The sequence below is a fragment of the Pseudomonas sp. KH_017 genome, from assembly GCF_057840285.1.
In genome coordinates, this window is sequence record NZ_CM174509.1 from 915,246 (window position 1) to 937,176 (window position 21,931).

Sequence of the window (21,931 nt, forward strand, 5' to 3'; positions counted from 1 at the left end):
ATTACTGACCGTTTTGCTCGTTCAGAACAACCTGATACAGGGCTTCGTTACTTGCAGCATTACGCAGTTTTTCACGTACTTCCTTGCGGTCGAGCATGCTGGCGATCTGTCGCAGCAGCTCAAGGTGCGCATCGGTGGCGGCTTCCGGCACCAGCAGTACGAACAGCAGGTCAACCGGTGCGCCGTCGATGGCGTCGAAATCGATAGGGGCGTCCAGGTGCATCAATGCACTGATGGGCGAAACACAGCCCTTGAGACGGCAATGTGGAATAGCGATGCCATTGCCAAACCCGGTGGAGCCGAGTTTTTCACGGGCAATCAGTGCCTCGAAGACATCTTGCATCTCCAGGGCCGGCACTTCGCGGGCGATCAGATTGGCAATTTGTTCGAGGGCTTTCTTTTTACTGCCTCCCGGCACGTTCACCAGGGAACGGCCGGGGGTCAGGATACTTTCAAGTCGGATCATGGGTAGGGAGTGTTAACGACCGGTTGCGCCCTGGAGGAGGCTCTGGGTCTTTTCCTTATGCTTTTTGAGTTGTTTATCCAGCTTGTCGGTGAGTGCGTCGATCGCGGCGTACATATCGGTATGTTCCGCGTTTGCGACCACTTCATTCCCGGGAATATGCAGCGTGGCTTCGATTTTCTGCTTCAGTTTTTCGACGGTCATCGTGACCTGCACATTAGTGATCTTGTCGAAATGTCGCTCCAATCGTTCGAGTTTTTCGCCGATGTAGGTGCGAAGAGGTTCGGTCACTTCCAGTTGGTGTCCACTGATGTTGACTTGCATACAGCTTCTCCTTCGTTGCCAGTGCATAAAGCGGTAGATCAGATGATCTACCACTGGAACGCTGTGGCGTGGCTCTACATCAACCGCTTGCGTTCGCTCGAAGGCGCGATCCCGAGGGATTCGCGGTACTTGGCGACGGTGCGGCGAGCCACCTGAATGCCTTGTGCCTCCAGTAAACCAGCGATCTTGCTGTCACTCAACGGCTTTTTCTGATTTTCCGCGGCAACCAGTTTTTTGATGATCGCCCGGATCGCCGTGGACGAGCATTCGCCGCCTTCGGAGGTGCTTACGTGACTGGAGAAAAAGTACTTCAGTTCATAAATGCCCCGGGGGGTGTGCATGAACTTCTGGGTGGTCACCCGTGAAATCGTCGATTCATGCATGCCGACCGCTTCGGCGATGTCATGCAGGACCAGCGGCTTCATGGCTTCGTCGCCGTACTCCAGAAAGCCGCGTTGATGCTCGACGATCTGGGTGGCAACCTTCATCAGGGTTTCATTGCGGCTTTGCAGGCTCTTGATGAACCAGCGGGCCTCCTGCAACTGATTGCGCATGAATGTGTTGTCGGCGCTGGTGTCGGCGCGGCGCACGAAACCGGCGTACTGGGCGTTGACCCGCAGACGTGGCACCGACTCCTGATTGAGCTCCACCAGCCAGCGCTCGTTGTCCTTGCGCACGATAACGTCGGGAACGACGTACTCGGCTTCGGCGGACTCGATCTGCGAGCCCGGGCGCGGGTTGAGGCTCTGGACCAGTTCGATGACCTGGCGCAGTTCATCTTCCTTGAGCTTCATGCGGCGCATCAACTGGCTGTAGTCGCGGCTGCCAAGCAGGTCGATGTAATCGGTGACCAGGCGCTTGGCCTCGGTCAGCCAAGGTGTCTTGGCAGGCAACTGACGCAATTGCAGCAACAGGCATTCACCCAGGTTGCGGGCGCCGATGCCGGCGGGCTCGAACTGCTGGATGCGGTGCAGGACGGCTTCGATTTCGTCCAGTTCGATGTCCAGTTCCGGGTCGAAGGCTTCGAGGATTTCCTCGAGGGTTTCGTCCAGGTAGCCCTGATTGTTGATGCAGTCGATCAGGGTCACGGCAATCAGGCGATCGGTGTCGGACATCGGGGCCAGGTTCAGTTGCCATAGCAAGTGGCTCTGCAGGCTTTCGCCCGCCGAGGTGCGGGTGGTGAAGTCCCACTCGTCGTCGTCATTGCTGGGCAGGCTGCTGGCGCTGGTCTGGTAAACGTCCTCCCACGCGGTGTCGACGGGGAGTTCGTTGGGAATACGCTCGTTCCAGTCACCTTCATCGAGGTTATCAACCGTCGGGGCGCTTTCCTGGTAGGAGGGTTCCTGGATGTCAGTGTTGGGCTTTTGTTCGGCGTTGTCGGCCAAGGGGTCGGAATTGTCGAAGTCGTCGCCTTCTTCCTGGCGTTCGAGCATCGGGTTGGACTCCAGGGCCTCCTGGATTTCCTGTTGCAGGTCCAGGGTCGACAATTGGAGCAGGCGGATGGCCTGTTGCAGCTGCGGTGTCATCGTCAGCTGCTGGCCCATTCTCAAGACTAGCGATGGTTTCATGGCAGGGGCTTAACACCTTATTCGCCGGCGCACATGCGCCATCCACTACAGGGCGCCGGGGCGCCAAACATAAGCAAATTATATGCCTGAAACTGAAGGGTTTGCCTAGAGCGCTGTAACAATAAAAGCTGCAAAGTTTTGTTGACAGGTTGCTCCGGCTGGCTCCTGAACATCTTTGAAGCGTCGGGTTTGCCTAGAGCGCTGTAACAATAAAAAAGAGTTGATTTTTTATCGAGACAAGCGCCCGTCGACTGCTCTGGCACCTCGGTGTCTTACAGGCGGAATTCGTGGCCCAGGTACACTTCCTTCACCAGGTCGTTGGCCAGGATGGTTTCAGCGTCGCCTTCAGCGATCAGTTGACCGTCATTGACGATATAGGCGGTTTCACAGATATCCAGGGTTTCACGAACGTTGTGGTCCGTGATCAGCACGCCAATGCCTTTGGCCTTGAGGTGGTGAATGATCTGCTTGATGTCTCCGACCGAAATCGGGTCCACGCCGGCGAAGGGTTCGTCGAGGAGGATGAATTTCGGGTTGGTGGCCAGGGCGCGGGCGATCTCCACGCGACGGCGCTCACCACCGGACAGGCTCATGCCGAGGTTGTCGCGGATGTGGCTGATGTGAAATTCCTGCAGCAGGCTTTCCAGCTCTTTGCGACGACCGGCCTTGTCGAGTTCCTTGCGGGTCTCGAGGATGGCCATGATGTTGTCGGCCACCGACAGTTTGCGAAAGATCGATGCTTCCTGCGGCAAGTAGCCGATACCGGCCTTTGCGCGGCCATGCATCGGCTGGTGGCTGACGTCCAGGTCATCGATCAGGACGCGGCCCTGGTCGGCCTGTACCAGGCCGACAATCATGTAGAAGCAGGTGGTCTTGCCGGCGCCGTTCGGGCCAAGCAGGCCGACAATCTGACCGCTGTCGATGGACAGGCTGACGTCGCGCACGACCTGGCGGCTCTTGTAGCTCTTGGCCAGATGCTGAGCTTTCAGAGTTGCCATTACTGGGCCTTTTTCTCGTCGGTTTTCTTCTTCGGCTGGATCACCATGTCGATACGCGGGCGCGCCTCGGTGACCTTGCTGCCTGTGGCGCGACCGGCGCTGGCGAGTTTCTTGTCCGTGTCGTAGACAATTTTCTCGCCTTGGGTGACGTTGTTGTCCTTGTCGACAACTTTGGCCTTGTCGATCAGTACGACGCGATTTTGCGCGGCGTGATACTGGATCGTCACGCCCCAGCCCTGAACAGGCTTGGTATCGCCAGCTGTTTGCAATTGCTCGAAGTACGCCAGGTTGCCCACCGAGGTCACTACGTCGATGTCGCCAGCCGGGGTGCGGGTAATGGTAACGGTGTTGCCTGTCACCTTCATCGAGCCTTGAGTGATGATCACGTCACCCTTATAGGTAGCAATACCTTGCTTGTCGTCCAGTTGGGCATCGTCGGCCTGAATGCGGATAGGCTGCTGTTGATCTTCCGGCAGAGCCCAGGCGCTCACGCTTCCCAGTGCTGCGCCCAGACTGAGCAAAATCGGGAGGGTTTTAACGAGCCTCATACTGTCCTCTTACGTTCGATAGCAGGTGTATCCTGCTTTCTTTCAAATACGCCTTCATTCCCTTGCCAGTCGATACACCGCCAGCGCCGTCGATTCTAACGTCTTGCTCGGTCTGCGCATATTGCTGCTGCGGGAACACGGTCATGCGGGTGCTGGTGATCAGGGTTTTACGGTTTTTCTCGTCAAAGCGCGTGATGCGCACGTCATCGATCAGTTCGACCTGTGTGCCATCAGGGTTGACCTCGCCGCGCAGGCTCTGGACGTGCCACGGGAATTCAGTGCCGCGGAACACATTCAGGTCGGGGTTGGTCAGCAATGTCACCTCGGTCGCTTTCAGGTGCTCGACCTTGTCGGACACCAGATCATATTGCAGCTTGCCGTCCGGCAGGTACTGCACGCTGTGGGCGTTGATGGCGTAATAGTCGATCGCGCTTTCATCGACCGGCGTTACCGGCTTGTCGAGGAAGCGTTCCGGGCTGATGTTCCAGTAGCCAACCGCGGCGAATATCGCCGCGATGCAACTGAACATCAGGGTGTTGCGAAACTTTTTGCTCAGCATAGTGGGCTCACAGGTACGCCGCATTGGCCGCATCGAGGCGGTCCTGGGCGCGCAGGATCAATTCGCAGAATTCGCGAGCGGCACCTTCGCCGCCACGGGCGAGGGTGATGCCGTGAGCGTGTTCACGCACGAAACTGGCGGCATTGGCCACCGCCATGCCCAGGCCGACGCGGCGAATCACCGGCAGGTCCGGCAGGTCATCGCCGAGGTAGGCCACCTGTTCATAGCTCAGGTTGAGTTGGGCCAGTAGCTCATCGAGTACCACCAGTTTGTCTTCGCGCCCCTGATACAGATGCGGGATGCCGAGGTTTTTGGCCCGTCGCTCGACCACCGGGGTCTTGCGGCCACTGATGATGGCCGTCTGCACGCCGGCGGCCATCAGCATCTTGATGCCCTGGCCGTCGAGTGTGTTGAACGTCTTGAATTCGCTGCCGTCTTCGAGGAAGTACAGGCGCCCGTCGGTCAGCACGCCATCGACATCGAACACTGCCAGTTTGATCTGTTTGCCGCGTTGCAACAGGTCCGCACTCATTACATTACTCCTGCACGCAGCAAGTCGTGCATGTTCAAGGCACCGACCGGGCGGTCTTCACGGTCGACCACGACCAGCGCGTTGATTTTATGGTCTTCCATGATTTTCAGCGCTTCGGCGGCGAGCATCTCGGCGCGGGCAGTCTTGCCATGTGCAGTCATGACCTGGTCGATTGTAGCGCTATGGATGTCGATGCTACGGTCCAGCGTGCGGCGCAAGTCACCGTCGGTAAAGATCCCGGCCAGCTTTCCATCGGCTTCCAGGATCACGGTCATGCCCAGGCCTTTGCGGGTCATTTCCATTAGCGCGTCCTTGAGCAGGGTGCCACGCTGTACTTGCGGCAACTCTTGCCCGGCGTGCATGACATTTTCCACTTTCAGCAGCAGGCGTCGGCCCAGAGCGCCGCCGGGATGGGAAAAGGCGAAGTCTTCGGCGGTAAAGCCACGGGCTTCCAGCAGCGCGACGGCCAGGGCGTCGCCCATGACCAGGGCGGCGGTGGTCGACGAGGTGGGTGCCAGGTTCAACGGGCAGGCTTCGTGTTCGACGTGAACATTCAGGTTGACCTCGGCGGCCTTGGCCAGTGCGGAGTCAGGATTGCCGGTCACACTGATCAACTGAATGCCCAGGCGTTTGATCAGTGGCAGCAGGGTCACGATTTCATTGGTGGAGCCGGAGTTCGAGAGCGCCAGAATGATGTCGTCGCGGGTAATCATGCCCATGTCACCGTGGCTGGCTTCAGCCGGGTGCACAAAAAATGCCGTGGTGCCGGTGCTGGCCAGGGTCGCGGCAATCTTGTTGCCGATGTGCCCCGACTTGCCCATGCCGACCACGACCACGCGGCCTTTGCTGGCCAGAATCATCTCGCAAGCGCGTACGAAATCTGCGTCGATATGGGGTAGCAGGCCTTGCACGGCTTCTACTTCGAGGCGGATGGTGCGTTGTGCTGATTGAATCAGGTCGCTGGATTGGCTCATGTCAGAAATCGTATAGCCTGATGAAAAGGCGGCGATTATAGCGGTTATGATCGAATCCCTCACGCTAGTTCGTCGCGCATTGTCATCCTTGTTGCCGGAAACCTTCTAAACAGGGCTTTCAACCTGTCATACAGTTGAACATGTCCTGGCTTTGGCCTTGGGGGCGCAGCCTTTGCAGTGATATAGTTCGCCGCCAGTTCGGCCTGCCCGGGAGGTATGTGCTTTCGTGAGAAAGTCAGGCGTCCGAGTGAGAGGCTGCATCGCAAGGAGTTTAGATGAGTGCCGATAACGCCTACGCGGTCGAGCTGAAGGGACTGTCCTTCAAGCGCGGTGCGCGCAGCATTTTCAATAATGTCGATATCCGTATCCCACGCGGCAAGGTCACCGGCATCATGGGGCCTTCCGGGTGTGGCAAGACCACGCTCTTGCGTCTGATGGGCGCCCAGTTGCGGCCCACCAAGGGCGAAGTCTGGGTCAACGGTCAGAACCTGCCAAAACTGTCGCGCAGCGATCTGTTCGATGCGCGCAAGCATATGGGCGTACTGTTTCAGAGCGGTGCACTGTTTACCGACCTCGATGTCTTCGAGAACGTCGCTTTTCCGCTGCGGGTTCACACGCAACTGCCGGACGAAATGATCCGCGACATCGTCCTGCTCAAGCTGCAGGCCGTGGGTTTGCGCGGTGCCATCGAACTGATGCCCGACGAGCTTTCCGGCGGCATGAAGCGCCGTGTCGCGCTGGCCCGGGCGATCGCGCTCGATCCACAGATCCTTATGTACGACGAGCCCTTTGTCGGCCAGGACCCCATCGCAATGGGCGTTCTGGTGCGCCTGATTCGTTTGCTCAACGATGCGCTGGGCATCACCAGCATCGTGGTATCCCACGACCTGGCCGAGACCGCGAGCATTGCCGATTATATTTATGTGGTGGGCGATGGTCAGGTATTGGGGCAGGGCACGCCGGACGAGTTGATGAACTCGGATGAGCCGCGCATTCGTCAGTTCATGACTGGTGAACCCGACGGCCCGGTTCCGTACCACTTTCCAGCGACGGATTACCGCGCAGATCTTCTGGGGAAGCGCTGATGCGCAGAATTTCATTGGTAGAACGCGTTCGCCGCTTCGGCCAGGCCGGCATCGATGTGCTGGCGGTGTTCGGGCGTTCGAGCCTGTTCCTGTTCCATTCCTTGCTTGGCCGGGGCGGAATCGGTGGCGGTTTCGGGCTGCTGGTCAAGCAGTTGCATTCGGTGGGCGTGATGTCCCTGGTGATCATCGTGGTCTCCGGGGTATTCATCGGCATGGTGCTGGCGCTGCAAGGCTTCAACATTCTTTCCAGCTATGGTTCAGAACAGGCCGTCGGGCAGATGGTGGCGCTGACGCTGCTGCGTGAACTGGGGCCGGTGGTGACCGCCTTGCTGTTCGCCGGGCGCGCAGGTTCGGCGTTGACCGCCGAAATCGGCAACATGAAGTCCACCGAGCAGTTGTCCAGCCTGGAAATGATCGGGGTCGACCCGCTCAAGTACATCATCGCGCCACGCTTGTGGGCCGGTTTCATTTCCCTGCCGGTGCTGGCGATGATCTTCAGCGTGGTGGGTATCTGGGGCGGCTCGTGGGTGGCGGTCGACTGGCTGGGGGTCTATGAAGGCTCCTACTGGTCGAACATGCAGAACAGCGTGACTTTCGCGGACGATGTGCTCAACGGGATCATCAAAAGCATCGTCTTTGCCTTTGTCGTGACCTGGATCGCCGTATTCCAAGGCTATGACTGCGAACCCACTTCCGAGGGGATCAGTCGTGCCACTACCAAGACCGTTGTGTATGCCTCGTTGGCAGTACTCGGCCTGGACTTTATTCTGACCGCCTTGATGTTTGGAGATTTCTGATGCAAAACCGCACCCTGGAAATCGGTGTCGGCCTTTTCTTGCTGGCTGGCATCCTGGCTTTGCTCTTGTTGGCGTTGCGGGTCAGTGGCCTGTCCCCGACTCCGAGCACCGACACGTATAAACTTTATGCCTACTTCGACAATATCGCCGGTTTGACGGTCAGAGCAAAGGTGACCATGGCCGGTGTGACCATTGGCAAGGTCACGGCCATCGATCTGGATCGCGACAGTTTCACCGGTCGGGTGACCATGCAGCTGGAAAAACGCATCGATAATCTGCCGGCGGACTCTACTGCATCTATCCTGACCGCTGGCCTGTTGGGCGAGAAGTACATCGGTCTCAGCGTGGGCGGGGAAGACACCCTGCTCAAGGATGGTGGAACCATCCATGACACGCAGTCATCGTTGGTGCTCGAAGACCTGATCGGTAAATTCCTGCTCAATACCGTTAGCAAAGAAGCTAAATGAGGAACTGTTAAATGATCTCTATCTTGCGACGTGGCCTTTTGGTACTGCTCGCGGCGCTGCCGCTGGTAGCCAACGCCGTGGCGGCGCCTTCGGCGCACGATCTGGTACAGGACACCACTAATCGGATGCTGGCCGATCTGGCGGCCAATAAAGAAAAGTACAAGCAGGATCCGCAAGACTTTTATGCGGCGCTGAACACCATCGTCGGGCCGGTTGTGGATGCCGAGGGTATTTCCAAGAGCATCATGACGGTCAAATACTCGAAGAAAGCTACGCCTGCGCAGATGAAGACCTTCGAAGAAAACTTCAAGAAGGGTCTGTTCCAGTTCTATGGCAATGCCTTGCTGGAGTACAACAACCAGGGCATCACCGTTGATCCGGCCAAAGACGAATCGGGCGACCGTACCAGCGTTGGCATGACCGTCAAGGGCAGCAGCGGCGCGATCTATCCAGTGTCCTACACGCTGGAAAAGATCAACGGCGAGTGGAAACTGCGTAACGTCATCATCAACGGCATCAACATCGGCAAGCTGTTCCGCGATCAGTTCGCCGATGCGATGCAGCGCAATGGCAACGACCTGGACAAGACCATCAATGGTTGGGCCGGGGAAGTCGCCAAGGCCAAGGAAGCCACCGACAAGAAACCAGAGCAGTCAGCCCAATGAGTGAGTCGGCAGTCCAGATGGACGAAGCGGGCGAGCTGCGACTCAGTGGCGTGCTGGATTACCGCACCGGTCCTGGCCTGCGTGAGCAGGGCAAGGCGCTGATCAAGGCCTGCAAGGCCGCGGCGCTGGTGGTCGATTGCTCGGCGGTGACCAAGTCCAGCAGTGTCGGTTTGTCGTTGCTGCTGTGCTTCATCCGCGATGCGCAGGCGGCCGGCAAGGCCCTGAGCATCCGTGGGATGCCGGATGACATGCGTGAAATCGCTCAGGTCAGCGAGATGACCGAGCTGTTGGCGCACCCCTGACACGCATCTATAAAGAAGCCCCCCGTCCGAGTCCTGCTTGGCGGGGTTCGCAGGCGCGGGGCTTTTTTGTATGATGTCCGACCCGCGCGCACAGGGCGCCGATTGAGGTTGAGCATGCAGGCCAACGAAGTTAAGAGCTTTCTTGAAGGAAAGCTGCCCGGAACGAAAGTAGAAGTCGAGGGCGAAGGCTGCAATTTCCAGCTGAACGTGATTAGCGATGAACTGGCGGCGTTGAGCCCGGTGAAGCGTCAGCAGCAGGTCTATGCCCATTTGAACCCGTGGATCACAGATGGCAGCATCCATGCGGTCACTATGAAATTTTTCAGCAGCGCGGCCTGGGCCGAGCGCACCTGAGCCCAAGGGCGTCGAGATTCTTATGGATAAATTGATTATTACTGGCGGTGCTCGTCTTGATGGCGAAATCCGCATCTCCGGGGCAAAGAACTCTGCCCTGCCGATCCTGGCTGCCACCTTGCTGTGCGATGGCCCGGTGACCGTGGCCAACCTGCCGCACCTGCACGACATCACCACCATGATCGAACTGTTCGGTCGCATGGGCATTGAGCCGGTGATCGACGAGAAACTCTCCGTCGAAATCGACCCGCGCACCATCAAGACCCTGGTCGCACCGTACGAACTGGTTAAAACCATGCGTGCGTCGATTCTGGTACTGGGCCCGATGGTTGCCCGTTTCGGTGAAGCCGAAGTCGCCTTGCCTGGCGGTTGCGCCATCGGTTCGCGTCCGGTTGACCTGCACATCCGTGGCCTGGAAGCCATGGGCGCAGTCATCGACGTCGAAGGCGGCTACATCAAGGCCAAGGCGCCTGAAGGCGGCCTGCGCGGTGCGCACTTCTTCTTCGACACCGTCAGTGTGACCGGTACCGAAAACATCATGATGGCCGCAGCGCTGGCCAAAGGCCGCAGCGTCCTGGCTAACGCCGCGCGCGAGCCTGAAGTGGTCGACCTGGCGAACTTCCTGAACGCCATGGGCGCCAGGGTTTCCGGCGCCGGCACCGACACCATCACCATCGATGGCGTCGAGCGTCTGCACACCACCACTTACAAGGTGATGCCGGACCGTATCGAAACCGGTACCTACCTGGTTGCCGCTGCCGTGACCGGCGGCCGAGTGAAGGTCAAGGACACCGATCCGACCATCCTCGAAGCCGTTCTGGAAAAGCTCCGTGAGTCCGGTGCCGAAATTACCTGCGGCGAAGACTGGATCGAGCTGAACATGCACGGTAAGCGTCCGAAAGCCGTCAACGTGCGGACCGCTCCGTACCCGGCGTTCCCGACTGACATGCAGGCGCAGTTCATCTCCCTCAACGCCATTGCCGAAGGCACCGGCGCTGTGATCGAGACGATCTTCGAAAACCGCTTCATGCACGTCTACGAGCTGCACCGCATGGGCGCCAAGATCCAGGTCGAAGGCAACACCGCCATCGTTACCGGCACCGAAAAACTCAAGGGCGCGCCAGTCATGGCCACCGACCTGCGTGCTTCGGCCAGCCTGGTGATCTCGGCCCTGATCGCCGAAGGCGACACCCTGATCGACCGCATCTACCACATAGACCGTGGCTACGAGTGCATCGAAGAAAAACTGCAGATGCTGGGCGCCAAGATCCGTCGCGTTCCGGGCTAGTACCTGCTGCATGGGCATAAGGACGTGCCCGTTGATTTGTTGAAGTCGAGCCGTTTTCGGCTCGATGTGTGTCCGGCGCCATTTGCGACCGGGCATGAGTACCTTGATAAGGACTGACGTTTCCCATGTTGACCATCGCACTGTCCAAGGGCCGCATCCTTGACGACACCCTGCCGCTTCTGGCTGAAGCGGGCATCGTGCCGACCGAGAATCCGGACAAGAGCCGCAAGCTGATCATTCCCACGACCCAGGAAGATGTACGCCTGCTGATCGTGCGTGCCACCGATGTGCCGACCTATGTCGAACATGGTGCCGCCGACCTCGGTGTCGCCGGTAAAGATGTGCTGATGGAATATGGCGGCCAGGGCCTGTACGAACCACTGGACCTGCAAATTGCCCAGTGCAAGTTGATGACGGCCGGCAAGGTCGGTGCGGTCGAGCCCAAGGGCCGCTTGCGCATCGCCACCAAGTTCGTCAACGTTGCCAAGCGTTACTACGCTGAGCAGGGTCGTCAGGTCGACATCATCAAGCTGTACGGCTCGATGGAGCTGGCACCGCTGATCGGCCTTGCCGACAAGATCATCGACGTGGTCGACACCGGTAACACGCTGCGGGCCAACGGCCTGGAGCCACAGGATTTCATTGCTGCCATCAGCTCCCGGCTGATCGTCAACAAAGCTTCGATGAAGATGCAGCACGCCCGTATCCAGGCGTTGATCGACACCCTGCGCAAGGCAGTGGAGTCTCGACACCGCGGCTGATTCACTCGCGCGACGTTAAGTCGCGCCCGTCTATCCGCCTCATAGCCAGAATTCTCAGGTGCCCAAGCGGAAACGACTGCTAAGTTAGGGCGCCTGAGTTTTTGCCATTCCTATGAGGCTCTCGCTATGACCGCACCGACTGCAATTCGCCGACTCAACGCTGCTGACCCGGATTTCGCGCATCATCTGGATCATCTGCTGAGCTGGGAAAGTGTGTCTGACGACGCGGTCAATCAGCGGGTGCTGGACATCATCAAGGCCGTGCGTGAGCGTGGCGACGCGGCACTGGTGGACTTTACCCGGCAGTTCGACGGCCTGGACGTGAAGTCCATGGCCGACCTGATCCTGCCGCGCGAGCGTCTGGAGCTGGCGCTCACCCGCATCTCCGTGCCTCAGCGCGAAGCCCTGGAAGTCGCTGCCGCCCGTGTGCGCAGCTACCACGAAAAACAGAAGCAGGACTCCTGGAGCTACACCGAGGCCGACGGCACCGTGCTGGGCCAGAAAGTCACGCCGCTGGACCGCGCCGGTCTGTACGTACCGGGCGGCAAGGCGTCCTACCCGTCGTCGGTGTTGATGAACGCGATTCCGGCCAAGGTTGCCGGTGTCACCGAAGTGGTCATGGTGGTGCCGACCCCGCGCGGTGAAATCAACGAGCTGGTGCTGGCCGCTGCCTGCATCGCCGGTGTCGACCGCGTGTTCACCATCGGTGGTGCTCAAGCCGTTGCAGCATTGGCTTACGGCACCGAAAGCGTGCCGAAGGTCGACAAGGTCGTCGGCCCGGGCAACATCTATGTGGCCACCGCCAAGCGCCACGTATTTGGCCAGGTCGGTATCGACATGATCGCCGGTCCCTCCGAGATCCTCGTGGTGTGCGACGGCCAGACTGATCCGGACTGGATCGCCATGGACCTGTTCTCCCAGGCCGAGCACGACGAAGACGCCCAGGCGATTCTGGTCAGCCCCGACGCCGAGTTCCTCGACAAGGTCGCCGCCAGCATCGCCAAGCTGATGCCGACCATGGAGCGCGCCGCGATCATCGAAACCTCGATCAATGGCCGTGGTGCACTGATCAAGGTTCGCGACATGGAGCAAGCCATCGAAGTGGCCAACCGCATCGCGCCGGAGCACCTCGAATTGTCCGTTGCCGATCCACAAGCCTGGCTGCCGCAAATCCGCCACGCCGGCGCGATCTTCATGGGGCGTCACACCTCCGAAGCCCTGGGCGACTATTGCGCAGGCCCCAACCACGTGTTGCCGACTTCCGGCACCGCCCGGTTCTCCTCGCCACTGGGTGTGTACGACTTCCAGAAACGCTCGTCGATCATTTTCTGTTCCGAACAGGGTGCTTCCGAGTTGGGCAAAACCGCTTCCGTGCTGGCCCGTGGCGAGTCGCTGACCGCCCATGCCCGCAGCGCCGAGTACCGCATCGTTGACGACAAGCAGGTGAAATGAACATGAGTAAATTCTGGAGCCCGTTCGTCAAGGATCTGGTGCCTTACGTGCCGGGCGAACAACCCAAGCTGACCAAACTGGTCAAGCTCAACACCAACGAAAACCCGTACGGCCCATCGCCAAAAGCCCTCGCGGCGATGCAAACCGAACTCAATGACAACCTGCGTCTGTACCCGGACCCGAACAGCGACCTGCTCAAGCAAGCCGTTGCCAGGTACTACGGCGTGCAAGGCAATCAGGTGTTCCTCGGCAACGGTTCCGATGAAGTGCTGGCGCACATCTTCCACGGTTTGTTGCAACACGATCAGCCGCTGCTGTTCCCGGACATCAGCTACAGCTTCTACCCGGTCTACTGCGGGTTGTACGGCATCAAGTTCGACGCGGTGCCGCTGGACGAGCAGTTCCAGATCAACCCGGCGGACTACGCCAAACCGAACGGCGGGATCATCTTCCCTAACCCGAATGCGCCGACCGGTTGCCTGTTGGCGCTGGAAGCGGTGGAGCAGATTCTCAAGGCCAGCCCGGATTCCGTGGTGGTGGTCGACGAGGCCTACATCGATTTCGGCGGCGAGACGGCAATCTCCCTGGTCGATCGTTATCCAAACCTGCTGGTGACCCAGACCCTGTCCAAGTCCCGTTCCCTGGCGGGCCTACGGGTTGGTTTGGCGGTTGGCCATCCGGACCTGATCGAGGCGCTGGAGCGGATCAAGAACAGCTTCAACTCCTATCCGCTGGATCGCATGGCGAATGTCGGCGCTGCCGCCGCATTCGAGGATCGCGAGTATTTCGACAAGACCTGCCGGTTGGTGATCGAGAATCGCGATAAGGTCGTTGCACAGCTAGAGGAGAAGGGTTTTGAAGTGCTGCCATCGGCGGCGAACTTCATTTTCGCCCGTCATCCCCGGTACGATGCAGCGGGGCTTGCGGCGAAGCTGCGCGAGCAAGGCGTAATCGTCCGGCACTTCAAGCAGGAGCGGATTGCCCAGTTCCTGCGGATCTCCATCGGCACGCCAGAGCAGAATCAGGCGCTGATCGACGGCCTCGGCGACTTGTAAACCAGGCACGACCCTGTGGGAGCAAGCTCGCTCCCACAGGTTTTTGGGTTGTCTGCTTACTTTTCTTCTGTGTCCTTGACCGGAGCCGGCGGCGGACGCAGGCCGACTTCCGCGGTCAGCTTGAGCTCCTTGCCGTTGCGCATCACCTGGATCGCGACCTTGTCGGTCGGCTTGATCCGCGCCACCTGATTCATCGAGCGACGGCCATCACCGGCCGGTTCGCCATCGATGGCAAGAATCACATCACCCAGTTGCAGGCCGGCCTTCTGTGCCGGACCGTCGCGGAAAATCCCCGCCACGACAATGCCAGGGCGCCCGGACAAGCCGAACGACTCGGCCAGCTCCTGGGTCAGCGGCTGCACTTCGATACCCAGCCAGCCACGAATCACCTGGCCGTGCTCGATGATCGACTTCATCACTTCCATCGCCAGCTTCACCGGGATCGCGAAACCAATGCCCTGGGAGCCCCCGGACTTGGAAAAGATCGCCGTGTTGATGCCGGTCAGGTTACCGATGGCATCCACCAGCGCACCGCCTGAGTTGCCCGGGTTGATCGCCGCATCGGTCTGGATGAAGTCTTCGTAGTTGTTCAGGCCCAGTTGATTGCGCCCGGTGGCGCTGATGATGCCCATGGTCACGGTCTGGCCGACGCCGAACGGGTTGCCGATGGCCAGCGCGACGTCGCCGATGCGGATGTTGTCGGAGCGCCCCACGGTGATCGATGGCAGGTTTTTCAGGTCGATTTTCAGCACCGCGAGGTCAGTCTCCGGGTCGCTGCCGATCACCCGCGCCAGGGTTTCCCGGCCGTCCTTGAGCGCCACCACGATCTGGTCGGCGCCGCTGGTCACGTGGTTGTTGGTCAGGATGTAGCCTTCCGGGCTCATGATCACGCCGGAGCCGAGGCTCGACTCCATGCGTTTCTGCTTGGGCGAGTTATCGCCGAAGAAACGCCGGAACTGCGGATCTTCGAACAACGGATGGTTGGGTTTGTTGATGACTTTGGTGGTGTACAGGTTCACCACCGACGGCGCCGCGGTGGATACCGCTTCGGCATAAGACACCGGGCCCTGCTGCATGCTGGTGGTTTGCGGCGCTTGTTGCAGATTGACGTCGAGGCTCGGGAGCCCGACCCACTGCGGGTAACGCTGGATTATCAAAAGAGCGACAAGCACGCCGGCCAACAGCGGCCAGCCGGAAAAACGCAGCGCCTTGAGCATTAAGCAGTTCCTGAGAGAGTTGCAGGCGGTATGAGACCGCTCATAATGACGCGCATTATACGAGGCCGCACGCGCCTCTGAACGGGATATTTAGGAGTCTTTCATGGCCGTCGCCCTGAGCACCCTGGTCGAAGAAGCCGACCGTTACCTCAACAGCGCCAAAATCGCCGATTACTGCCCCAACGGCTTGCAAGTCGAAGGCCGTCCGCAAGTGATGCGCATTGTCAGTGGCGTCACCGCCAGCCAGGCCTTGCTCGACGCGGCCGTGGAGGCCAACGCCGACCTGGTGCTGGTGCATCACGGCTACTTCTGGAAAGGCGAGAACCCGTGCATCACCGGCATGAAGCAGCGCCGCTTGAAGACCCTGCTCAAGCACGATATCAGCCTGTTGTCCTATCACCTGCCGCTGGACCTGCACCCGGACGTCGGCAATAACGTGCAGCTCGCGCGGCAACTCGACATCACCGTCGAAGGTCCGCTGGACCCGGACAACCTGAAGATTGTCGGCCTGGTCGGCTCGCTGAATGAGCCGATGATGCCCCGGGATTTTGCCCGCCGTGTCCAGGAAGTGATGGGGCGTGAGCCGCTGTTGATCGAAGGCAGCGCCATGGTCCGCCGTATCGGCTGGTGCACCGGTGGTGGCCAGGGTTACATCGATCAGGCCATTCTGGCAGGCGTCGATCTGTACCTCAGCGGCGAGGCTTCCGAGCAAACCTTCCACAGCGCCAGGGAAAACGACATCAGCTTCATTGCCGCCGGTCACCATGCCACCGAGCGCTACGGCGTTCAGGCGCTGGGGGATTATCTGGCGCGGCGTTTTGCGCTGGAGCACATCTTCATCGATTGCCCGAATCCGATTTGAGGTACACCATCGATCAAAATGTGGGAGCGGGCTTGCTCGCGAATGCGGTGGATCAGTCAGCATCACGTTTAATGACACATTGCCTTCGCGAGCAAGCCCGCTCCCACAAAGGGTCTGCGATGCCCAAACGGGCAGGCATATTCATATGCTCTTTCGATCTAGTTGGCGTCCTGATTAGAAGAGGTCGCTGTGCTAGGATCCCCGCTCGAACACGGCCCGCTGGCCGTTCATAAGAAAGCTTTCGTGAGTAGCCATGGTCGACAAACTGACGCATCTGAAACAGCTGGAGGCGGAAAGCATCCACATCATCCGCGAGGTGGCCGCCGAGTTCGACAACCCGGTGATGCTGTATTCCATCGGTAAAGACTCCGCCGTGATGCTGCATCTGGCACGCAAGGCGTTCTTCCCGGGCAAGCTGCCGTTTCCGGTGATGCACGTCGACACTCGCTGGAAATTCAAGGAGATGTACAGCTTCCGCGACAAGATGGTCGCCGAGCTGGGCCTCGACCTGATCACCCACGTCAACCCGGACGGCGTGGCGCAGGACATCAACCCGTTCACCCACGGCAGCGCCAAGCACACCGACATCATGAAGACCGAGGGCCTGAAGCAGGCACTCGACAAGTATGGTTTCGACGCAGCATTCGGCGGCGCCCGTCGCGATGAAGAGAAATCCCGCGCTAAAGAGCGTGTGTACTCGTTCCGCGACAGCAAGCACCGCTGGGATCCGAAAAACCAGCGTCCCGAGTTGTGGAACGTCTACAACGGCAAGGTCAACAAGGGCGAATCCATTCGTGTATTCCCGTTGTCGAACTGGACCGAGCTGGACATCTGGCAGTACATCTACCTTGAAGGCATCCCGATCGTTCCGCTGTACTTCGCCGCCGAGCGTGAAGTCATCGAGAAGAACGGCACGCTGATCATGATCGACGACGAGCGCATCCTCGAGCACCTGAGCGATGAAGACAAAGCGCGCATCGTCAAAAAGAAAGTGCGTTTCCGTACCCTTGGTTGCTACCCGTTGACGGGCGCGGTGGAGTCCGAGGCCGAAAGCCTCACGGACATCATTCAGGAAATGCTCCTGACGCGAACTTCCGAGCGCCAGGGCCGTGTCATCGACCACGATGGCGCAGGCTCCATGGAAGACAAAAAACGTCAAGGTTATTTCTAAGGGGCTGTCATGTCGCATCAATCTGATTTGATCAGCGAGGACATCCTCGCCTACCTGGGCCAGCACGAACGTAAAGAGCTGCTGCGCTTTTTGACCTGCGGTAACGTCGACGACGGCAAGAGCACCCTGATCGGGCGCCTGCTGCACGACTCCAAGATGATCTACGAAGATCACCTGGAAGCCATTACCCGCGACTCGAAAAAAGTCGGCACCACCGGCGAAGACATCGACCTGGCGCTGCTGGTCGACGGCCTGCAGGCCGAGCGTGAGCAAGGCATCACCATTGATGTCGCGTACCGCTATTTCTCCACCGCCAAGCGCAAATTCATCATCGCCGACACCCCCGGCCATGAGCAGTACACCCGCAACATGGCCACCGGTGCCTCCACCTGCGACCTGGCGATCATCCTGGTCGACGCCCGTTACGGCGTGCAGACCCAGACCCGTCGCCACAGCTTCATCGCCTCGCTGCTGGGCATCAAGCACATCGTCGTGGCCATCAACAAGATGGACCTCAAGGACTTCGACCAGGGCGTGTTCGAGTCGATCAAGGCCGATTACCTGCAGTTCGCCGAAGGCTTGAAGATGAAGCCCACCACGATGCACTTCGTGCCGATGTCGGCTTTGAAGGGCGACAACGTGGTGAACAAGTCCGAGCGTTCGCCGTGGTACACCGGCCAGTCGCTGATGGAAATCCTCGAGACCGTGGAAGTGGCGGGCGATCGCAACTTCACCGACCTGCGTTTCCCGGTGCAGTACGTCAACCGTCCGAACCTGAACTTCCGTGGCTTCGCCGGTACGCTGGCCAGCGGCATCGTCAAGAAAGGCGACGAAGTCGTGGTGCTGCCGTCGGGCAAGAGCAGCCGCGTGAAATCCATCGTCACCTTCGAAGGTGAACTGGAGCACGCCGGTCCTGGTCAGGCGGTGACGCTGACCATGGAAGACGAAATCGATATCTCCCGTGGCGACCTGTTGGTTCACGCCGACAACGTGCCGCCGGTGACTGACAGCTTCGAAGCCATGCTGGTGTGGATGGCTGAAGAGCCGATGCTGCCGGGCAAGAAATACGACATCAAACGCGCCACCAGTTACGTGCCGGGCTCCATCGCCAGCATCGTCAACAAGGTCGACGTCAACACTCTGGAAGAAGGTCCGGCCAGCGCGTTGCAACTCAACGAAATCGGCAAGGTCAAGATCGCGCTCGACGCGCCGATTGCCCTCGACGGTTACGACAGCAACCGCACCACCGGCGCCTTCATCATCATCGACCGCTTGACCAACGGCACCGTTGGCGCGGGCATGATCGTCGCCCAGCCGTTGGCCCATGGCACCAGCACGCACCACGGCAAGCTGGCCCACGTCGCCACCGAAGAACGCGCACAGCGCTTCGGCCAGCAACCGGCCACCGTGTTGTTCAGTGGCTTGTCGGGGGCGGGCAAAAGCACCCTGGCGTATGCGGTTGAACGCAAGTTGTTCGACCTTGGCCGTGCGGTGTTCGTACTCGATGGCCAGAACCTGCGTCACGACCTGAACAAAGGTCTGCCACAGGATCGTGCCGGGCGTACCGAAAACTGGCGTCGTGCCGCGCACGTTGCGCGTCAGTTCAACGAAGCCGGTCTGCTGACCCTCGCTGCGTTCGTTGCCCCGAGTGCTGAAGGTCGTGAGCAGGCCCGGGAACTGATCGGCAAGGAGCGTCTGCTGACAGTCTACGTCCAGGCTTCGCCGACGGTTTGCGCCGAGCGTGATCCGCAAGGTTTGTACGCAGCGGCCGGGGATAACATCCCGGGCGAGTCCTTCCCGTACGACGTGCCGCTGGATGCCGACCTGGTGATCGACACCCAGTCCGTGTCGCTGGAAGAAGGCGTCAAGCAAGTGCTGGGTCTGCTGCGTGAGCGTGGGGCGATCTAAGCGTAAGCCGGTAAAAAGAAACCCGTCGATGAGTGATCATCGGCGGGTTTTTTTGTGTTCTTGAAAACGCCTTCGCTGGCAAGCCAGCTCCCACAGTTTTGAAGATGTTCACAAATTTTGTGAGCGACGCGATCTTTGTAGGCGCTGGCTTGCCGGCGAAGAGGCCCTTGCAGCCACATCACTTGCTGGGGCTGGATAAGTCCAATGCAAGTCGTGTAAGCAATCGGCAATTTCGCGTGAATTTCCAGCGCTGTTAGCGCTTGGGAAATGGACTACAGGAATATCGGAAACGGGTAAGTTATATTTATTCGCATGGAGAGATATTGTCCTTGGTAGATGCAAGGTAGAAGTCTATTCGGGTTTATGTTGGGTCGATTGCACATAGGCAGATATCAAAGGTAGGAGACGTGCCCCTAGTGTGCGCGTTAATTATTCTGGGCGTTGCGTGCCGCGCCAAAGAGTGTGTAATAGCGGAATTTTGATCGATCCAGAAAACACTCAACCCTTAGGTGCATAATGTTGTTGGTCAGCGTTCATGGGGGTTGTATGCGTGCAAAAGATTTATACATTCCTCCTGGGTATGTTGCAGGTGCTGGTGAAATTGTTTTTTGTGTAATTGTGTTTTCTTTTCTGGTTTTTGCATCGGCTTATATGCTCGGTGACGTAAAGGAGATTCCTCCCTTGCCAGAAAGACTGGTTATGGAGAGTGCTTACATATACAGAGACGTTTCGCAGTCAAAGGCTGACTCATATTTGTATTTGAGGGTCGGTCTCGGTGATGACGCATATAAATACACTATTGTAGCTCGTAGTAGTGATGTTTTGCATCTGGATTTGAGGAAGTCGCGAAGGCTGTGGGTCGCTGTAGACCCAGATCGGAGTAAGCGGTTTGTTTGGTGGATTTATGATTTTGATAACAATTTGATTATCAGTCGTAAAGAGATATTGGATTGGATAAGGCGCTACAATAGTAGGAACTATTTTGTGGCGATTTTGGGAGCTGCTTCGTCCTTGTATTTGTTTCTGATAATTGTTCGGAACGGAGTTTGGAATAGAGTTGTAGCGAAAAGGAAAGCGCATGAAAGTCGAGCGGATTGATAATGAGATATATGTAGTTGACGATTTCCTCACGGAAAGCGAAGAGGTTGGTATAAATCTTCAGCTTAAGGGGGCTGTTTGGAGATACAACTGGCCGAATTATGAAGAACTCCCCTTCGTTAGACCCTGTTGGCACGTGTTTATTGCGGGTAAAGGTCGTCCTGATCGGCAGTCCTGTTTAGAAGAATTGAACAGCAATGAATCATGGCGTTTTCTGATCGGTTTTTGGGAGCGATTTTCAGCCTTACATAAATTTAACATGACATTATTAGGTGTTTATGCAAACGGGCAGACGTTCGGGCAGGACACCATTATACACCGTGACAACAAAACGCACCCAGGATTGACCGTGATCGTTTTCTGTAACGAGCACTGGCCGACGTCTTGGGGAGGGGAGCTCGTTTTCTATGATGATACGAAAGAAAATATCATTAAGGCTGTGCTACCAAAGTCTCGTCGCATAGTGATTTTCGATGGACGAATTCCACATGCTGCGAGATCACCTTCCGTGAAGTGTGATCAGGTAAGAATGACACTTGCGTTTAAAACTGTGATTAAGGAGTAGTATATGGCCGGGAAAGCCGAGATATTTGTAGGTGTCGTAAATGATGGAGTGACTGTAGGTTCGGGTGCAACTGCGATATCAGACCAGTTCTTGGTTAACGGTAATGGGATGGTGTTGTTGAACCAAGCTGCGCAAACGGGTGCCGTAATAGCCAGCGTGACGTCAGTCACCAAGCTGGCAGGTCCATATGTGCCGATTGTGAGTATGCCAGCCAATGTAGTTGCAGGTACCATTACCTTTCTAAAAATAGGTGTGGATATCCGGGATGGTGCAGGATTTAAAGAAGGTGATCTTATTAGTCTTGTGGGTAATGTAGCAGGCGTGATCGCCACCATGGCTGTTTTAGCCGCCGCACCGTTCGTAGTCGTTGGTACTGCAAGTGTTGTATCAATAGCAGCTGGCCTGTATTCTATTGGTGTATCAAAAACGGTTGAAAATCTAGCGATGAGTGCTGCGGACTTCTTTAGGAATAACCCTGCAGATAGCTACGTTGACTATGTCTGGGCGCCCGATATGAAACTTGTGCATAGAGACATTCTGGGGGCGTCATACAACAATTATATGCTTTCATTTAATTGGTCGCCTGAAACCGGGGAGTTGGTGCCTTCGGCATTTTATACAGTCAGTGAAAATAGCGGGGGTGGTGGTTTTGTTCCGCCCACAAATCCGGTGCTTCCGGTTCCTCCTCCCGAGATGGTTCCAGTAGTTACCATCGGTCCCCTTGAGTTTGGCAATGAAAATGCTGGCGCAGACGATAACGGTGATGAATATGGGTGCTGTACTGGGGGAAGTGATGGTTATGTGTAGCGAAACCCATATATAAGTTATCTGTTCCTCATTTTTGTCTTCAGATTTTCAGTAAAAACCAACTAGATATTCGACAGTCTTAAGCACCAAGCCCGAGTCAGGCTGAACTTA

The 21,931-nt window shown here is 58.0% G+C and carries 25 protein-coding genes; 16 read left to right on the forward strand and 9 right to left on the reverse strand.

From position 1 onward, the window contains the following. Position 1 precedes the first annotated feature (1 nt). The 8 genes from ptsN to AC3IT6_RS04095 form a co-directional block, all read right to left on the reverse strand. Positions 2 to 466 (reverse strand): PTS IIA-like nitrogen regulatory protein PtsN, encoded by a 465-nt coding sequence (gene ptsN, locus AC3IT6_RS04060; RefSeq protein WP_458370681.1) that lies wholly within the window; start codon positions 464 to 466, stop codon positions 2 to 4. A gap of 12 nt (positions 467 to 478) precedes the next feature. Next, positions 479 to 787 (reverse strand): ribosome hibernation-promoting factor, HPF/YfiA family, encoded by a 309-nt coding sequence (gene hpf / locus AC3IT6_RS04065; RefSeq protein WP_007941242.1) that lies wholly within the window; start codon positions 785 to 787, stop codon positions 479 to 481. Between the two features lie 74 nt (positions 788 to 861). Further along, positions 862 to 2,355: an RNA polymerase factor sigma-54 gene (locus AC3IT6_RS04070; RefSeq protein WP_489354369.1), complete on the reverse strand. Its 1,494-nt coding sequence runs from the start codon at positions 2,353 to 2,355 to the stop codon at positions 862 to 864. Between the two features lie 272 nt (positions 2,356 to 2,627). After that, the gene (lptB, locus tag AC3IT6_RS04075) at positions 2,628 to 3,353 is read right to left on the reverse strand and encodes an LPS export ABC transporter ATP-binding protein (protein ID WP_008054366.1); all 726 of its coding nucleotides are present in this window, start codon (positions 3,351 to 3,353) and stop codon (positions 2,628 to 2,630) included. Beyond that, entirely contained in the window at positions 3,353 to 3,901 is a 549-nt protein-coding gene (lptA, locus tag AC3IT6_RS04080) for a lipopolysaccharide transport periplasmic protein LptA (RefSeq protein WP_150727430.1), read from the reverse strand. The genes lptB and lptA overlap by 1 nt, the downstream gene beginning before the upstream one ends. Next, complete coding sequence (gene lptC, locus AC3IT6_RS04085) at positions 3,888 to 4,460, reverse strand: LPS export ABC transporter periplasmic protein LptC (RefSeq protein ID WP_150727429.1); 573 nt, start codon at positions 4,458 to 4,460, stop codon at positions 3,888 to 3,890. The genes lptA and lptC overlap by 14 nt, the downstream gene beginning before the upstream one ends. A gap of 7 nt (positions 4,461 to 4,467) precedes the next feature. Beyond that, entirely contained in the window at positions 4,468 to 4,992 is a 525-nt protein-coding gene (locus AC3IT6_RS04090; protein ID WP_008018712.1) for a KdsC family phosphatase, read from the reverse strand. Beyond that, entirely contained in the window at positions 4,992 to 5,966 is a 975-nt protein-coding gene (locus AC3IT6_RS04095) for a KpsF/GutQ family sugar-phosphate isomerase (RefSeq protein ID WP_007986704.1), read from the reverse strand. Before AC3IT6_RS04095 ends, AC3IT6_RS04090 begins: the two co-directional genes overlap by 1 nt. A gap of 275 nt (positions 5,967 to 6,241) precedes the next feature. Here AC3IT6_RS04095 and AC3IT6_RS04100 point away from each other — a divergent pair, with 275 nt between their 5' ends. From AC3IT6_RS04100 to hisC, 10 genes are all read left to right on the forward strand, one after another. Further along, positions 6,242 to 7,051 carry an ATP-binding cassette domain-containing protein gene (locus AC3IT6_RS04100; protein WP_007986707.1) on the forward strand — a complete coding sequence of 270 codons (810 nt, stop codon included), beginning with the start codon at positions 6,242 to 6,244 and terminating at the stop codon, positions 7,049 to 7,051. Further along, positions 7,051 to 7,848, forward strand: a complete 798-nt coding sequence (mlaE, locus tag AC3IT6_RS04105) for a lipid asymmetry maintenance ABC transporter permease subunit MlaE (RefSeq protein WP_150727426.1) — start codon at positions 7,051 to 7,053, stop codon at positions 7,846 to 7,848. The genes AC3IT6_RS04100 and mlaE overlap by 1 nt, the downstream gene beginning before the upstream one ends. Next, positions 7,848 to 8,315, forward strand: coding sequence for an outer membrane lipid asymmetry maintenance protein MlaD (gene mlaD / locus AC3IT6_RS04110; protein WP_150727425.1), 468 nt, complete (start codon positions 7,848 to 7,850; stop codon positions 8,313 to 8,315). Before mlaE ends, mlaD begins: the two co-directional genes overlap by 1 nt. A gap of 11 nt (positions 8,316 to 8,326) precedes the next feature. Next, entirely contained in the window at positions 8,327 to 8,980 is a 654-nt protein-coding gene (locus AC3IT6_RS04115; RefSeq protein ID WP_489354370.1) for an MlaC/ttg2D family ABC transporter substrate-binding protein, read from the forward strand. Further along, positions 8,977 to 9,282 carry an STAS domain-containing protein gene (locus AC3IT6_RS04120; RefSeq protein WP_223448089.1) on the forward strand — a complete coding sequence of 102 codons (306 nt, stop codon included), beginning with the start codon at positions 8,977 to 8,979 and terminating at the stop codon, positions 9,280 to 9,282. Before AC3IT6_RS04115 ends, AC3IT6_RS04120 begins: the two co-directional genes overlap by 4 nt. Before the next feature lie 114 nt (positions 9,283 to 9,396). Further along, positions 9,397 to 9,636 (forward strand): BolA family protein, encoded by a 240-nt coding sequence (locus AC3IT6_RS04125; protein ID WP_020796650.1) that lies wholly within the window; start codon positions 9,397 to 9,399, stop codon positions 9,634 to 9,636. Positions 9,637 to 9,658: 22 nt separating this feature from the next. Then, positions 9,659 to 10,924 (forward strand): UDP-N-acetylglucosamine 1-carboxyvinyltransferase, encoded by a 1,266-nt coding sequence (murA, locus tag AC3IT6_RS04130; protein ID WP_489354371.1) that lies wholly within the window; start codon positions 9,659 to 9,661, stop codon positions 10,922 to 10,924. 125 nt (positions 10,925 to 11,049) lie between these two features. Further along, on the forward strand, positions 11,050 to 11,685 hold the full coding sequence (gene hisG / locus AC3IT6_RS04135) for an ATP phosphoribosyltransferase (RefSeq protein WP_008018703.1): 636 nt from the start codon (positions 11,050 to 11,052) through the stop codon (positions 11,683 to 11,685). A 126-nt stretch (positions 11,686 to 11,811) separates the two neighbouring features. Further along, positions 11,812 to 13,137, forward strand: coding sequence for a histidinol dehydrogenase (gene hisD / locus AC3IT6_RS04140; protein WP_489354372.1), 1,326 nt, complete (start codon positions 11,812 to 11,814; stop codon positions 13,135 to 13,137). A gap of 2 nt (positions 13,138 to 13,139) precedes the next feature. Continuing rightward, positions 13,140 to 14,192 carry a histidinol-phosphate transaminase gene (gene hisC / locus AC3IT6_RS04145; RefSeq protein WP_489354373.1) on the forward strand — a complete coding sequence of 351 codons (1,053 nt, stop codon included), beginning with the start codon at positions 13,140 to 13,142 and terminating at the stop codon, positions 14,190 to 14,192. Between the two features lie 56 nt (positions 14,193 to 14,248). Here hisC and algW read toward each other — a convergent pair whose 3' ends face one another. Beyond that, positions 14,249 to 15,409 (reverse strand): Do family serine endopeptidase AlgW, encoded by a 1,161-nt coding sequence (gene algW, locus AC3IT6_RS04150; protein WP_150754384.1) that lies wholly within the window; start codon positions 15,407 to 15,409, stop codon positions 14,249 to 14,251. Positions 15,410 to 15,512: 103 nt separating this feature from the next. On the opposite strand from algW, the gene AC3IT6_RS04155 reads away from it, so the two are divergent. The 6 genes from AC3IT6_RS04155 to AC3IT6_RS04180 all read left to right on the forward strand — a co-directional run bounded on the left by AC3IT6_RS04155 (position 15,513) and on the right by AC3IT6_RS04180 (position 21,820). Beyond that, a complete protein-coding gene (locus AC3IT6_RS04155) occupies positions 15,513 to 16,271 on the forward strand; it encodes a Nif3-like dinuclear metal center hexameric protein (RefSeq protein ID WP_489354374.1) in 759 nt (252 codons plus the stop codon). Between the two features lie 253 nt (positions 16,272 to 16,524). Beyond that, on the forward strand, positions 16,525 to 17,442 hold the full coding sequence (gene cysD, locus AC3IT6_RS04160) for a sulfate adenylyltransferase subunit CysD (RefSeq protein WP_008046199.1): 918 nt from the start codon (positions 16,525 to 16,527) through the stop codon (positions 17,440 to 17,442). A 9-nt stretch (positions 17,443 to 17,451) separates the two neighbouring features. Further along, a complete protein-coding gene (gene cysN, locus AC3IT6_RS04165) occupies positions 17,452 to 19,350 on the forward strand; it encodes a sulfate adenylyltransferase subunit CysN (protein ID WP_489354375.1) in 1,899 nt (632 codons plus the stop codon). A gap of 546 nt (positions 19,351 to 19,896) precedes the next feature. Then, positions 19,897 to 20,448, forward strand: coding sequence for a hypothetical protein (locus AC3IT6_RS04170; protein WP_489354376.1), 552 nt, complete (start codon positions 19,897 to 19,899; stop codon positions 20,446 to 20,448). Next, on the forward strand, positions 20,429 to 21,013 hold the full coding sequence (locus tag AC3IT6_RS04175; protein WP_489354377.1) for a 2OG-Fe(II) oxygenase: 585 nt from the start codon (positions 20,429 to 20,431) through the stop codon (positions 21,011 to 21,013). The genes AC3IT6_RS04170 and AC3IT6_RS04175 overlap by 20 nt, the downstream gene beginning before the upstream one ends. Positions 21,014 to 21,016: 3 nt before the next feature. Beyond that, the gene (locus tag AC3IT6_RS04180; protein ID WP_489354378.1) at positions 21,017 to 21,820 is read left to right on the forward strand and encodes a hypothetical protein; all 804 of its coding nucleotides are present in this window, start codon (positions 21,017 to 21,019) and stop codon (positions 21,818 to 21,820) included. The last annotated feature ends 111 nt before the right edge of the window (positions 21,821 to 21,931 follow it).

Bases quoted from the DNA above. Each gene is read 5' to 3' on its own strand.
- ptsN (WP_458370681.1), bottom strand. From the start codon at position 466: ATGATCCGACTTGAAAGTATCCTGACCCCCGGCCGTTCCCTGGTGAAC.
- hpf (WP_007941242.1), bottom strand. From the start codon at position 787: ATGCAAGTCAACATCAGTGGACACCAACTGGAAGTGACCGAACCTCTT.
- AC3IT6_RS04070 (WP_489354369.1), bottom strand. From the start codon at position 2,355: ATGAAACCATCGCTAGTCTTGAGAATGGGCCAGCAGCTGACGATGACA.
- lptB (WP_008054366.1), bottom strand. From the start codon at position 3,353: ATGGCAACTCTGAAAGCTCAGCATCTGGCCAAGAGCTACAAGAGCCGC.
- lptA (WP_150727430.1), bottom strand. From the start codon at position 3,901: ATGAGGCTCGTTAAAACCCTCCCGATTTTGCTCAGTCTGGGCGCAGCA.
- lptC (WP_150727429.1), bottom strand. From the start codon at position 4,460: ATGCTGAGCAAAAAGTTTCGCAACACCCTGATGTTCAGTTGCATCGCG.
- AC3IT6_RS04090 (WP_008018712.1), bottom strand. From the start codon at position 4,992: ATGAGTGCGGACCTGTTGCAACGCGGCAAACAGATCAAACTGGCAGTG.
- AC3IT6_RS04095 (WP_007986704.1), bottom strand. From the start codon at position 5,966: ATGAGCCAATCCAGCGACCTGATTCAATCAGCACAACGCACCATCCGC.
- AC3IT6_RS04100 (WP_007986707.1), top strand. From the start codon at position 6,242: ATGAGTGCCGATAACGCCTACGCGGTCGAGCTGAAGGGACTGTCCTTC.
- mlaE (WP_150727426.1), top strand. From the start codon at position 7,051: ATGCGCAGAATTTCATTGGTAGAACGCGTTCGCCGCTTCGGCCAGGCC.
- mlaD (WP_150727425.1), top strand. From the start codon at position 7,848: ATGCAAAACCGCACCCTGGAAATCGGTGTCGGCCTTTTCTTGCTGGCT.
- AC3IT6_RS04115 (WP_489354370.1), top strand. From the start codon at position 8,327: ATGATCTCTATCTTGCGACGTGGCCTTTTGGTACTGCTCGCGGCGCTG.
- AC3IT6_RS04120 (WP_223448089.1), top strand. From the start codon at position 8,977: ATGAGTGAGTCGGCAGTCCAGATGGACGAAGCGGGCGAGCTGCGACTC.
- AC3IT6_RS04125 (WP_020796650.1), top strand. From the start codon at position 9,397: ATGCAGGCCAACGAAGTTAAGAGCTTTCTTGAAGGAAAGCTGCCCGGA.
- murA (WP_489354371.1), top strand. From the start codon at position 9,659: ATGGATAAATTGATTATTACTGGCGGTGCTCGTCTTGATGGCGAAATC.
- hisG (WP_008018703.1), top strand. From the start codon at position 11,050: ATGTTGACCATCGCACTGTCCAAGGGCCGCATCCTTGACGACACCCTG.
- hisD (WP_489354372.1), top strand. From the start codon at position 11,812: ATGACCGCACCGACTGCAATTCGCCGACTCAACGCTGCTGACCCGGAT.
- hisC (WP_489354373.1), top strand. From the start codon at position 13,140: ATGAGTAAATTCTGGAGCCCGTTCGTCAAGGATCTGGTGCCTTACGTG.
- algW (WP_150754384.1), bottom strand. From the start codon at position 15,409: ATGCTCAAGGCGCTGCGTTTTTCCGGCTGGCCGCTGTTGGCCGGCGTG.
- AC3IT6_RS04155 (WP_489354374.1), top strand. From the start codon at position 15,513: ATGGCCGTCGCCCTGAGCACCCTGGTCGAAGAAGCCGACCGTTACCTC.
- cysD (WP_008046199.1), top strand. From the start codon at position 16,525: ATGGTCGACAAACTGACGCATCTGAAACAGCTGGAGGCGGAAAGCATC.
- cysN (WP_489354375.1), top strand. From the start codon at position 17,452: ATGTCGCATCAATCTGATTTGATCAGCGAGGACATCCTCGCCTACCTG.
- AC3IT6_RS04170 (WP_489354376.1), top strand. From the start codon at position 19,897: ATGCGTGCAAAAGATTTATACATTCCTCCTGGGTATGTTGCAGGTGCT.
- AC3IT6_RS04175 (WP_489354377.1), top strand. From the start codon at position 20,429: ATGAAAGTCGAGCGGATTGATAATGAGATATATGTAGTTGACGATTTC.
- AC3IT6_RS04180 (WP_489354378.1), top strand. From the start codon at position 21,017: ATGGCCGGGAAAGCCGAGATATTTGTAGGTGTCGTAAATGATGGAGTG.